This window comes from Methylobacterium sp., assembly GCF_019745455.1.
GTDB lineage: Bacteria > Pseudomonadota > Alphaproteobacteria > Rhizobiales > Beijerinckiaceae > Methylobacterium.
In genome coordinates this window covers 1-13,168 of sequence record NZ_JAIETD010000129.1, presented here as the reverse complement: position 1 = coordinate 13,168, position 13,168 = coordinate 1, and the positions used below count along the sequence as shown (strand labels likewise).

Annotated in this window: 6 protein-coding genes and 1 pseudogene; 4 read left to right on the top strand and 3 right to left on the bottom strand. The window is 63.5% G+C overall.

Translation table 11 applies throughout. From position 1 onward, the window contains the following. Positions 1-228 precede the first annotated feature (228 nt). From galE to K2Y56_RS22460, 3 genes and pseudogenes are all read right to left on the bottom strand, one after another. Positions 229-1,219, bottom strand: a pseudogene (gene galE, locus K2Y56_RS22470) (UDP-glucose 4-epimerase GalE). A gap of 101 nt (positions 1,220-1,320) precedes the next feature. Further along, complete coding sequence (gene glmS, locus K2Y56_RS22465) at positions 1,321-3,147, bottom strand: glutamine--fructose-6-phosphate transaminase (isomerizing) (RefSeq protein WP_292513058.1); 1,827 nt, start codon at positions 3,145-3,147, stop codon at positions 1,321-1,323. 149 nt (positions 3,148-3,296) lie between these two features. Then, a complete protein-coding gene (locus K2Y56_RS22460) occupies positions 3,297-7,160 on the bottom strand; it encodes a DUF4214 domain-containing protein (RefSeq protein WP_292513056.1) in 3,864 nt (1,287 codons plus the stop codon). Positions 7,161-8,106: 946 nt separating this feature from the next. Between K2Y56_RS22460 and K2Y56_RS22455 the strand changes: the two genes are divergently transcribed. The 4 genes from K2Y56_RS22455 to K2Y56_RS22440 form a co-directional block, all read left to right on the top strand. Then, the gene (locus tag K2Y56_RS22455; RefSeq protein WP_292513053.1) at positions 8,107-10,197 is read left to right on the top strand and encodes a hypothetical protein; all 2,091 of its coding nucleotides are present in this window, start codon (positions 8,107-8,109) and stop codon (positions 10,195-10,197) included. Further along, the gene (locus K2Y56_RS22450; protein WP_292513050.1) at positions 10,194-11,570 is read left to right on the top strand and encodes a hypothetical protein; all 1,377 of its coding nucleotides are present in this window, start codon (positions 10,194-10,196) and stop codon (positions 11,568-11,570) included. Before K2Y56_RS22455 ends, K2Y56_RS22450 begins: the two co-directional genes overlap by 4 nt. Before the next feature lie 27 nt (positions 11,571-11,597). Beyond that, the gene (locus K2Y56_RS22445) at positions 11,598-12,665 is read left to right on the top strand and encodes a hypothetical protein (protein WP_292513047.1); all 1,068 of its coding nucleotides are present in this window, start codon (positions 11,598-11,600) and stop codon (positions 12,663-12,665) included. Next, positions 12,653-13,168, top strand: a 516-nt coding sequence (locus tag K2Y56_RS22440; protein WP_292513045.1) for a hypothetical protein, incomplete at its 3' end; no start/stop codon positions are given. The genes K2Y56_RS22445 and K2Y56_RS22440, both read left to right, overlap by 13 nt.

Below are 13,168 nucleotides of genomic sequence, written 5' to 3'. Positions count from 1 at the left end.
GGTGGATAATTACGGAGAACTTGCCCGGCTTCCGGTTGGGGTCGCTCATCGACCCAAGCCAAAAAGATTGTCAGCAGTAGGATTCTGTGAACGGCCGACTTGGCTCGGATGTTGGGCAGTCATGCCGATCCTGTCCTTACCGGCTGATCGAGAGTTTCTCTTGCGCGACGGCTGTCGCACGAGCCGTACTTTGGGCACGCTGAGTTTCTATGAAAATTTTACGCTGCCCTAAAGGCGGTTGCGCTTGTTGAGTCTGTCTTTCCAGGTCAGCACCCGGCTTACAATTCCATCAAGGCAGTCGTGCTTCGGTTTCCCCACGAACTCGTTCGGGATGCGGTCGGCCTACGCGATCAATCGGGCCGGGTCGCCGCCGCGTCGGCCCGAGAGCAGCATCTTAGAGTCCCGGTCTGAGATGCGTTTGACCACTTTGATAACGTCGAGGACTGGATAGCCGCGGCCATAGCCGCAATTCAGCGTCAGGCTTTTGCCGCCACGGCGCAGATGGTCGAGGGCCACATGGTGCGCCTCAGCCAGGTCCGAGACATGGATGTAATCGCGCAGGCATGAGCCGTCCGGCGTGGCATAGTCTGTATGAAACATGTCCAGATGGGAACGCCGCCCAAGGGCGGCCTGCGTTGCGACCTTGAGCAGGTGAGGCGCGTCCATGGTCGACTTGCCGGTGCGCCCGCTGGGGTTAGCACCCGTGACGTTGAAGTAGCCTAGATGACGTAGCTGAAGGCATGCGCCCTAGCTGCATCGGCGATCATCCATTCGCTCATCAGCTTCGAGCGGCCGTAAGGATTGATCGGGTTCAGGGCGCGGTCCTCGGGCAAGGTCATTACCTCCGGCTCGCCGTAGACCGCGGCGGTGGAAGAGAAGATGACGTGCTTCACGCCCGAGCGCACCGCAGCCTCGATCAGGGCGTCGGTCTTCACCGTGTACGCAAGGTAGTAGCCAAGCGGATCGACGATCCAGATCGGCACCACGATCCGTGCCGCGAAATGCGCGATGGCGTCGATTCGGTACCCCGGATCGTCTCGGTGTCGAGGGCTTGATCGGCGACGTTGCCGCCGACCAGCTTCACCTCCGGTGGTAGGAGCCATTCGAAGCCGGTCGAAAGATCATCCGGGACGGTGATCTCCTCGTATCCTGCATCCTATAGCGCGTGAACCATGTGGCTGTCGATATGGCCGGCACCGCCCGTCACCAGAACGGCCATCGTCTTGATGCCTCGTGATGTCTGACGCGGACACCCGCCCGAATGTCTACCGGCGACGCGTGCCCTGCCCCACCAGACCTGTTCTCTGTGGCAGACGCCCCTCACTCCACCGTCACGGATTTAGCGAGGTTGCGGGGTTGGTCGACGTCCTTACCCATAACCACTGCCGTGTGGTAGGCGAGCAGCTGCAGCGGAATGGCGTAGACGATCGGCGCGATGGTCGGCTCAAGGTCCGGCATCGTCAGCGTTGCCATCGTCTCCATTTCGGTCAACGCCATTGCCTTGGCGTCGGTCACCAAAATGATCCGGCCGCCGCGCGCGGCTACCTCCTGCATGTTCGACACCGTCTTCTCGAATACCGCATCGTGCGGGGCGATCATGATCACCGGAACGGTCTCGTCGATAAGTGCGATCGGGCCGTGCTTGAGTTCGCCCGCGGCGTAGCCTTCCGCGTGAATGTAGCTGATCTCCTTCAGCTTCAGCGCGCCCTCCAGTGCCATCGGGTAGGCGGTTCCTCGGCCGAGATAGAGCACGTTTTTGGCTTTGGCGATTTCGCGGGCGAGTTGCTCTATCTCTTGCTCCTGCCTGAGAGCCTCGGCCATAAGGCCCGGCACGGTGATGAGCGCGTCGACGAGGCGCCGCTCGTCAACGACGCTCAAGGTGCCTCGGGCGCGGCCGGCCGCGATGGCAAGGCACAGGAGCACGGTGAGCTGGCACGAGAAGGCCTTGGTGGAGGCCACTCCGATCTCAACGCCGGCCAGCGTCGGCAGCAAAGCGCTCGCCTCCCGCGCGATGGTCGAGGTCGCCACGTTGACGATGCCAATCGTGTGCTGCCCCTGTGCCTTCGCATAGCGCATCGAGGCCAGGGTGTCGGCGGTCTCGCCCGATTGCGAGATCACGAGGGTTACCCCGTCCTTGTCGAGGGGCGCCTCGCGGTAGCGGGCCTCCGAGGCGACGTCGATCTCGACAGGGATGCGGGCGAGCTTCTCGAACCAGTACTTGGCGATCAGCCCCGCGTAATACGCGGTGCCGCAGGCGGTGATCGTCAGCCGTGAGAGCTTGGCGAAGTCGAAGGGCAGGGCAACGGGTAGGACCACGCAATCTTCCGCCAGGTCGACATAATGAGCCAGCGTGCGCCCGACGACTTCCGGCTGCTCGTGGATCTCCTTGGCCATGAAGTAGCGGTGATTGCCCTTGTCGACCCGGTAGGACTGGGCGGCGATGATCTGGCGAGGACGGGTGACGACCTCGCCGGTAATGTCGCGGATCTCGGCGCCCTCGCGGGTGAGGATGGCCCAGTCACCCTCCTCCAGGTAGGTGATCGCGTCCGTGAACGGGGCGAGGGCCAGGGCATCCGAGCCGAGATAGGTCTCGCCCTCGCCAAAGCCGATCGCGAGCGGCGCGCCATGGCGGGCGCCGATCAGAAGGTCGCTCTCGCCCGCGAACAGGAAACCGAGCGCAAAGGCGCCACGCAGGCGCGGCAAGGTCGCGGCCACGGCCTCGACGGGGCCGAGCCCCTGCGCCATGGCGTAGCTGACGGCCTGCGCCACCACCTCAGTGTCGGTCTCGGTGTCGAAGCGGATGCCGTGGGCCTGGAGCTCGGCCTTGAGCTGGCGGAAATTCTCGATGATGCCGTTATGGACGACCGCCAGGCGCTCGGTGGCATGGGGGTGGGCGTTGGTCTCGTTCGGCCGGCCGTGCGTCGCCCAACGCGTATGGCCGATGCCGATGGCGCCCGACAGCGGCGATTGAAGCAGCTTGAGCTGGAGATTGACGAGTTTGCCCTCGGCGCGGCGGCGCTCGAGGCGACCGTTCTCGAGGGTGGCGATGCCGGCTGAGTCGTAGCCGCGGTACTCGAGCCGTTGCAGCGCCTCCGTGACTTGCGCTGCCACTGATCTTCGCCCGACGATGCCGACGATGCCGCACATGGCCCTCATACTCCGAATGTCGAGGCGTCTTGAGGCGATCCGCTGCCTGACACTGTGGCGTCGTGCCAAAGTCCCGCAGCGAGACCTCGGCTGGTTCCGAGTGCCCCCCGCGAAGCGTGGTCGTTCGGCTTCGCGGGAATGAGGTAGGCTCAGGCGACGAGGTGCCAGCCGGCCTCGATGCTAGACCGCAAGTAATTTTGAGCTTCTGTGCTCCCAGAGATGCCGAGCGCCACGTCCGCCCGGCTGGCGCCACTGTCGAGCGCGTTCGTCCAGGCCTCGAAGCCGACCGCGTCCGGGATCCGTCCGAGCGCACCGTCGTAAAGCGCCGTCACGAAGGCGTCGTCGCTGAGGCCGCCGAACTTGGCGGCGTATTCGCTCGAGCTCAGGAAGCCCTGGGCGATATTCAGGAGCGACGTGCCGCTCTCGACCATACTGGAATGCGCTTGCAGCCCATTCGCGTCGGGCGCCCGATCGAGGAGGCCGTAATAGAGCCGGGAAACGTCGACGGCTTCGCGGTCAGGTGTGAAGATGCCACTGTTGAGAGCCGGCTGGATGCTGACGATGTTCTCGGCCGAGAAGGCGAAGCCCAGGGCCACGTCAGCCCTGCTGGTGCCCTGATCGAGGGCATTTCGCCAATGTTCTATCCCTTCCGGCTCGCCCGGGCGATGGAGAGCGGATAGATAGAGGGATTCGACGAAGACCAGGGTATCGGATGTTCCGAGACGTGCTTGGCCCTCCGGCGATTGCAGCAGTGTCGCGGCGAGTTCGTTCAGCGACATGCCGGTATCGAGGGCGCTCGTCCAGTATTGCTGGCCTTCCATATCTGAAGGCCGGTCGAACAACGCGTCGTAGAGAGCATAGACTTCGCCGGCCGAGCTCTGGACATCATAGCTGACCGTTCCGAAAAAGGTACGGTTCAACGGCTCCGGCGCGATCCCGTCCCCTCCGCCACCGATGACACCTCCGCCCCCACTTCCTCCATCCGGGTCGCCCCCGCCGCCATTTCCACCACCGGGGTCGCCTCCGCCACCGGGATCGCCTCCGCCTCCACCGCCGTTATCGACGACGGGAGGACCATTGATGGTCAGTGTCTGCGTCCGTTGGAAGGAGGCGCCGTGCTCGTCCATGACATCGAAGCCGACCTTGATCGTCCGAGTCGCGCCGACGCCGAGGTCCGCATAGGCTGGATCGGCGGGATTGAAGCTGAGCCTGTGGGTGGCGGCGTCGTAGCTCATGCCGCCCGGTGCGGTCCCGGTGGCAGCGCCGTCGCCGACCGCATAGGTGATGTTGGCGACCTTCAGCATCGCGTTGTCATCGACATCGGTTGCGCCGGCGAGCAAGTCGTATGTCGAGGCGGCCGCGCCCTTCGTGACTGTTGCGGTCAGTGCAGTGCTCCCGATGGGGGTGTCGTTGACGCCGGTGATCGTGATCGTACTGGTTTGAGCGACCTTCGCGCCCTGAACGTCGAGAATCTCGTAGCCGACCGTGATCGTCTGTGTCGCTCCGAGAGCCAGGCGATCGAAGACCGCGCTCCCTGGATCGATGATCAGCTTCTGGGTCGCTGCATCGTAGGTGAGACCCTGTGGCGGATTGGCGGACACCGTGGTGCCGCTCGCGTAGCTCAGAGGGCCTACCGTGAGCTTGCCCTGGTCTCCTGGATCCGCGTCGGTGGCGTTCGCAAGGAGATCCTGGACGATCGCCGCACCGCCTTCGGTGGCCGCGATGGTCAGCGGAGCACTGACTGTCGGCGGGGTGTTGGTGCCTCCGACAGGTCCACCCATATTCACCTCGACGTCGTGTCTACCGAGCCCGGAGAACGTGAGCGCGAGTTTGTCGCCGACGAGCGACTGACCGAACGCCGAATCGGTCGTGCTGGTGACCTGAACGGTTTTGCCGGTAGGGTCCGCCAGATCAATCAGGAACTTGCCTTCCCCGACGACCGAGAAAGTCAGGTTCTTTCCATCACCGTTCACGCTGAGGAGCTCGGCCCTGTCGGCAATGTCGTAGAGGTGAGTGACATCGTCTGACGTGGCACCCAAGCTGATCGAATAGGTTTCGCCGTTCCTGTCCACGAAGACGCTATCGTCGTCGTAGGCGTACCAGCCTGTCCCGGCGCCGCCAGCGACACTCTTGATCTTGCTCGTTCCGAGGTTTCCGAAATCGAGGGCGAACTTGCCGGCATCCGCCGAGGTCACCGTCGCGCTGATGATGCTCGCGGCGGCGTCGAAGCTGTAGTTCAGCTCCGACGCACCGAAGGACTCGGTACGCTTCGCCAAGTCGGCGAGCGTGACGAACTCCGACCCGAAGGCGGAGGCGGTATCGAGGAAGCCAGTGAACAGAGCCTCGGTGTACTTGGACGCCACGCCGGCATCGAGCGGCCAAGCCGTGGGACCGTAATCGTGCCAAGGCCACACGATGACGGGCATATCCGAATGCGAGGTCAGGCTATCGAATTCGGCATTCCAAGCGGCCGTCGCCTGTTCGATCGTCTTCCCCTGGAAATCGATCAACGTGAAGTCGAACGACATGTTGGGTGCGATGTAAATTTCGGAATCGGCAGGATCGAGGCGCCCGATCGCGCCCGGATAGCCCGCGCCGATGAGCGACGCGCCGCCAGTCATGTAAGTATAATACTGTGCGACAGCCTTCGCGACGGGGAGAAACTCTGGAGCTCCGGGTATCGCGGCGCCGGCGACAGACAGACCGAGGTTCTGCTCGATGATCTCCTTGGAATTTTTGAACTCGTATTCCAGCTGCTCAAGGGTGAGAAGGTTCGTGTCCGCCGGATGAGTGATCGAATGAGATCCGATCTCGTTACCCATCTGTATCAATTGGTCATAATACGGCTTTGAAATGCTCCAATCCGTCGACTGTCCACCAGCTGGATTGTCACCGATGTCGATGTAGTACGATCCGACGAAGTTATATTTCTCCTTCCAATCCACCAGGATAGGAAGGAGTTTGTCGTAGATTCCTAGAGTGTTTCCTTCCGGATTAACCTCGATGAGCTCCTGCGCTTGGTCCATATCGTTGCGAGACGCAACGATGGCCTTGTCCCGGCTCATGTGAAGGCTGAGGTCGGGGCCGGTGGCAGGTCCGACGATGTAGTCGATCGCATGCTGCAGCATGTTGTTGTCGCCGAGCAGGCTTTCGTTAGCGAAGTGAACGTTCTTGCCGCCGGTTGCGGTCGCGATCACGGCGTCGCGCGTGCTCGTGATATTACCCTCTGTCAGTGTTTGCGTGGCGATAGGCGTCACCGGTTTACCGTCGACGCTCGCATACCAGGATGTGCTCATCGTAGCGTAGCTCTGGACGAGTTCGTTCGCACCGTACCCATCGAAGCCGGAGCCCGTCGCGTTGATGGTCACGGCTGTGCCGCCCACGGTGGTGCTGCCGCCGTCGCGGGTCAGGTCGAGGAGCGTTTTCATCCGAATGTAGGGATCACCCGGGAGAGCATTCCCGTTTGGGACAGCTATGGTCCCTGGGCCGTTCGTCATGAAGTCGCCGGCCGTGATTAGTCCGACATTGTACTTGTAAACGGCGTCGGTGAGGGCATCCTGGATTGCCGCAACCTTGTCCGGTTCAACGTTCCTGAATGAAGGGAAGACGAGCGCATCGTAAGTGGAGAGCTTGGCTAGATCGGTAAGGTCGGTTTCGGTGAGGAGGTCGAAGGGAATACCGGCAGCGGTTGCCTGGTTTTGGGCAGCCATGAACAATTGTGAGTAGGCCATCTGGCCGGCGGGAGTTCCACCGAAATACGACTTGGCCGACGTTTCCGAGAAGACGATGCCGATCTTCGGTGGATGATCGGTGACCGGCGGCAGGGTCGCCGGGTCCTTCACCGTCATGGTGTTGCCCGCGTAGTTTCCAGGCAAAAATATCGCATTGTTGATGTCGATCTTCAGATCGAGCCCGGGCCTTGTCGGTGCTACTACCGGGGCGATGTCTGCCGCCGTGACCGAAAACTCGACCGTCAGGCCATCGGTGCCATAACTGGCGGTGATTGGGCCCATACTTGTGGTGACCGGGCTGGCACCAGTTGAGCCGACCTTGTACAGGACCGGACTTACCGTGCTTGTGGCTACGTCAAATTCAAAGTTGACGTAGAACTCCGCGCCTGTGTCGGCGGGGCCGCCAAAGGACTGTAGCCCAGTGGTGATATTGCGGTCTGAGTTGAGCCAAAAAGTCGTATTGGCGCCGATAGCGGTCGATGAACTTAAGCCGAATACGTACTGCCCGTTTTCGTAAGTCCCAAAGAGCGCGACTCCAGGCACGCCGAGTCCCGGAAGATCAAGGCGATCGGCCTCGGTCCAATCCGTGAGGATCCCGTCAATGATGCGAGGCATCTCGATCTCCCTGGTGGCCGCGAAAATAGAGAGCCGATGACGCCGTCGCAGCAGCGAAGACGGGACATCGGTCGCGCTCTCGTTTCGAACAACGGGTGGTGCGAAGCCAGATCGGCAGTCGCTTCGAAAGTTGAAGTCCGATCAGAGTGAAATACTGATCAATGTATGGAGCAAATTCAGCGCGTGGCTGACGCTCTCTTCTGACATTGGACCTAGCCAGTAAAGTTCAGATTCTTTTCAAACGCAATATAGCTCTTTCGTATTACGGAGTAGTAGCACCAATAGAGAAGGATTAATCTTTTTTGCGTCTGGCACTCCCAGATTGCCGGACGTATTAGTTTGCAAAGGTGCGGTTCTCCCTCAGCGCTGGCTACTTCCCAGGAGGGATCCACCGCTCGGGCTTCTTCAGCGAACACACTGGTTAGAAAGCGGGGCGCAGGTGAACTCACGTCATGCAGTTCGTCGAACCGGCTTTTCGACCTGTTCAGCGGCTGTGCGCCTCGGCGTCTTTGGGTTCCTCGCGCTCGGACTCACGACAGCAGCGGCCCCGTCACTTGCGAGTTCGCGCAGTGTACTGGCCCTCTATGACGGCGACGCAGAGCCGAATGCCGCCGTGACACGCATTCATCGCTACGCGGAGTTGCCCCTCAATCATCTCGGCTTCACGGTCGAATACCGGGACATTCGTCATGGCCTGCCGGCCGCCTCGGATCTCCCGCGCTACGCCGGCGTGCTTACATGGTTCTCGACCCTGCCGGCCGGCCGCAGGGCCTACCTCGACTGGGCGCGCACGGCACTGCGGTCGGCCCGCCGGGTCGTTATCCTGGGGATGACCGGTGGTACCTTCTGGACAGACGAGGCCTTGGCGATCGACGCGCTCCTCGGACAGATAGGGCTGCGACATGACCGCCGTGCCGTCGAGTTGACGCTGGGAACGGTGCAGCAGGCCCGGGACCGCGCGCTCACGGAATACGAAGGTAAAAGCGATCCCGTCCTGCCGGGTTTCGAGGTCGTGGACAGGCGGCGTCCCGATGTCGAGCCATGGCTCGAATTGGTTCTGCCCGACCGCGATGGCGGCGGCCGCAGCGTCGCCGTGGCGGTCAGCGCGCGCGGCGGCTATGCGGCCGCCGGCTACGAGTTCATGGAGAATCCCGGAAGCGGTCGCTCCCGCTGGCGCATCGATCCCTTCGCGTTCTTCGCTCGCGCTCTCAAGGACGAGCGCTGGCCAGCGCCCGACGTCACAACGCTGTCGGGGCGGAGGATCTTCTTCAGTCATGTCGAGAGCGAGGGACTGAACAACGTCGTCTTGACCAAGGCGAAAGAGCAGGTGCTGGTCGCACAGGTCTTCTTGAAGGAGATTGTTGATCGATATCCCGATCTCCCAGTGACCTTCGCTCTGACGCCGGGCGATCTCGATCCGACCATCGGCGGCAACGAGACGCCGCGCGAGGTCGTTCGGGCGATCTGGTCCGCGCCTCAGGTCGAGCCGAGCGTCGCCTCCTACACCCGGCCCTATCGCTGGGGTTACTTCAACGATTACAGCCGCGCGCGCGAGGAGGAACTCGTCGCGGAGTCTCGGGCGCCAGGCCGCCTCGGATTACGCCGTCTCGCGGATTACATGAATGCGAACGTGCGCACCGACCGCTTCGTGGCCAAGGCTCGGGAGTATCCGCGCAACTACCTCTTGAAGCCCTTCGATCTCGCGCAGGAAATCAGGACGGCCTCGGTCACAGCGCAGGATCTCGCGCCCTCCGAGAAAAGCGTGCGGCTCTATCAGTGGACGGGGGATGCGCATCCCTCTGAAGAGGCCATCGCAATGACGCGCAGCCTCGGGCTGCTGAACATCAACGGTGGCGAGGCGCGCTTCGACCAGCTCTATCCCTCTGTCTCACACCTGCCGCCGCTCGCCCGTCCTGTCGGACGCCAGCGCCAGATCTACGCCGTCGGCGGGAATGAGATCCCATTGGTCAAGGCATGGCGGCCCGCCGTGGAAGCCTTGCGCGGCCTCCGCACGACGCTCGTGAACACGGAAGCGCCACGCCGCCTTAAAGGCCTCAACCTGCATTATCACTTGGCTTCAGTCGGCAACTCTGAGGTACTTCGCCTGATTCAGGGCTACCTCGACGAGGCTCGCACCGCCGCAATCATCCCGATCCAGACGGCGGATTACGCCGCGATGGCCGATGACTTCTTCAATGTTGAGATCGTCGCGGATGGTGCGTCGCGCTGGTGGGTCCGGCATCGCGGTATGGTGCAGACCCTACGGTTCGACGATGCCGAGGCAATCCAAGTCGATCTCGCCGAATCCCGTGGCGTGCTCGGACAAACCCGGCAAGGCAGTGTCCTGTACGTGTCGCTCGATGCGGCGGTAGAGCCGGTGCGACTCGTTGTCGACGGTGCCATCCCTCCGAGGAACTCCCGCGTCGGCTTGACGGACAGCCGATGGCAGGTCTCGAAATTGATCCGCGACGGCGCCGACTGGCGCTTCACCGCGCAAGGCTTCGGTCCTGGCGACTTTGCTTGGGATGGCGCTGCTCCAGGCCGCTACAGGGTCACTGCCAACCGTTCCGATGCCCGCTTGTGGAGCGCCGACGTCGAAACGGACGCCGTCGGTCGGCTCTCTTTCTCGGTGCCCCTGTCGGGGGTCGAGCGCCTGTCGCTCACGGTTGTGCGCCAATCGGAAGCCGCTGGAGGCCCTCCATGAGCCTGGCTCGAATTCTCTTCGCCGTGGCGGTCGCAATCTGCGCCATCGCCGGCTACGCGCTGCAATCCGGCCCGGAGGAGCGCGTCGCCATGTTCGTGCGCGACGGACGCCAAGCCGAGGCGGTGACCGAGATCGAGCGGATGCTCGAGACGGGGCGCGCGAAGCCACGCGTGCTGATGCAGTTCGTCCACCTCCAGGAGAGCATCGGCAATCCAGCCCGCGCGACCGACATGATGGAAATCTACGTCCTTGCCCGCCCCCAGGACCGCAACGCCCTGCAATGGCTGGTCAAGACCTACGAAGCCTCCGACAATCCCGCCGGCCTGACCGAAGCACTGACCAAGCTCGTCGCAGTTGATCCGGCTCCGGAGCACCTCGCCCGTCTCGCCGACTTCCACCGGTACAATGGCCGGTTCGAGGACGAGCGCAATGTCCTCGACCGTGCGGCGGCAATGAGACCGATCGAGACGCGGATGCTCGAGCGTCTCGGCGCCCTGCTCGCGGCGGAAGGCCGGATACCAAGAGCCCTTGATGTCCTGCGCGACGCCGATGCTCGGGCAACGAGTGGGGCCGAGCAGTCGCGCAGGCTATTGTTCGAGCTGCTGATCCAGTCTGGCCAGCATGATGAAGCGTCCCAGCGGGCGCAAGGCTGGCTCGACCAATGGAGAAAGCCCTGGCTCGCCGCCCAGTTCACGCTTCGCCTCGCCGCAAACGCACCCTACGAACCCGCTCGCGCCCTCGCGGCCTCCGCCGCAGCTCTGCACCCGGACGCGCGGCTTTACCTAGCCAAGACCCTGGCCGAGCAGGGCCATCGACGCATCGCCTCGACGCTTCTGGTTGGATGGCCCTCTCCGAATCAGCCGGTCACGAAGACGGATATCGAAGGATACGTGGCAGCGACCGCCGCAGCCGGAGATTCGGCGAGGCTCTGGAGAACTTTCGCAGAGTTTCGCGCCCGGTCCGAACTTCCGGATTTGCAAGCGATCTTCGCCGAGGCCATCACGGCGCATTACGGTCTCTCGTCGATCGCGCTGCTGCATCCCGCACTTCCCGCGGCCGTGCTGCGGGCCCGGCCGATCTTCGCGGCCCGACTCGCGCTGTCCCGCGGGGAGGCGCCGACAGCCCGGCGCATCCTGGCGGCCGCGGATCTCACGCACATGCCGGATGCCGAGCAGGCGTCCTGGCTTGAGCTCCTCCTCAGGACGAACTCAAGCCAGGCCGCCTTCGCAACCCTCGATGCACTGCGTCAGCGCCATGAACTGCCAGCCAAACTGGTGCCGGCCTATCGCGGGCTCGCAGCGCAGCTAGGGCTCCCGTCCGGGAGAGAGAACCCGTCACGAGGCACGCGGCAGTTGGCCGGCATCGCTCAGTGAGCACGGCACCAGGACCGAGAGGATCGAATGACCCCCTTGCAGCTCCAGGAATCACTGAAGGCCGGCGCTGACGTGTCGATGCGCCAACTCGCGGGTCTGCGCGGCAAGTATGAGGCGTGTTTCCTGTTCCTGCTCCTGATGATCGTCGAATGGGTCATTCCGGGGCCGGCCTCCCTGGCACAGATCACCCCCCACCCCTTCTGGCTGCCGGTCGTCCTGCTCAGCGTCCAGTATGGTAGCGGCACCGGCCTCATCGTCGCCGCACTGGCAACCGGCTTGAGCTGGGTGGCGGGCTGGCCCGTTCAGAGCGCGCAGGAGGATTTCTATACCTATTCGCTGCGTGTCTGGCGTGAGCCGGTTCTCTGGATCAGCGCCGCGATCGTCATCGGTGGACTGCGCAACCGCCAAATCCAGGAGCGGTTTGCATTGGAGGAACGCCTGCACCTCACGGAGCGGCAGCGCGACACCATCGCGGATTTCAGTCGCGAGCTGCAAGAGGACATCACCGTCCATGAGCGCCGGGCGGCGACCGTACGGGCAGGTTCCGTCGAGGCAGCCCTCGAGGCGCTTCAGCGTCTGCGCGCGGCTAATGAAGCCGAGATGATGCCGCTCCTGCGGGAGGCCGTCCGCGAATGGCTCGGCGACGCGCGCTGGCGGCTTCATCCGCTGCAGGGCGGTGAGCTCTGTCACGCCGACCAACCTGTGCCGGACGTGGTCTTCCTGGTGCGGACGGCCCTCGTCTATGCCGTCGCGACTCAAAGACCTCGCGTGTTCAGCGTCTTCGACGAGCAGGAGGCCGGCCTGCTCGACGGTGTCGGCATCTTCGCCTGCCCGGTTCGGCCGATCGAAGGCGGCCCGTATCACGGACTCTTCGTCGTCGAAACGGTTTCGCCCGAGCGCTTGGTTCCGGCGACCGCGGGTGCGGTTCAGGTGATCGCAAGCGCGCTCGGCCAGGCCTTCGACCGGGCCAACCGGAATGCAGAGGCCGCGCAGAACGTTCGATTCTCCGCGCGAGCCGATGCTCGGGAACCCGCCGAACTCAATTCGTTGCACGGACACGGTGCGACCGTCGGGGACGTGTCATGCCCCCGCTGAGCTACGCAGCACGGCTGTCGACGTTCCCCTTGCTGGCACTCCTCGGGCTGCTCTCGCTGGAGTCCGGCGTGCTGGCGGCTTCCGTCGCAGGTCATCTCTCGCCAGGCGCCGCGCTCGCCGCGCACGCCACCGTGCTGCTGGCCTTCGCCTGCGCCAAACGGGCGTTCGCTGATGATCTGGCGTTCTACTTCCTGGCCCTCATGCTCGCGGCCTGTGCGGGCCCCTTGGGCGCAACCGGCGTGCTCGCGCTCTACTTGCTCCTTGGGCGCACTCGCGTCTCACCTGACGATCTGGAGACCTGGTATCGAGAGATCTCCGGCGTCAAGGAAGGCAATCCAGCCGTCGTCCTCTACGACAAGATCGTCGACGGACGCGCCCGCAGACCCGGGCATCATGACCAGCAAAACTTCGCGAACGTACTCGGCGGCCCGCTCGCTCCACAACAGGCTCTGCTGGGGCTCATCGGGCTTGCCTACCATCCCGACTACAGGGCGCTGCTGGGG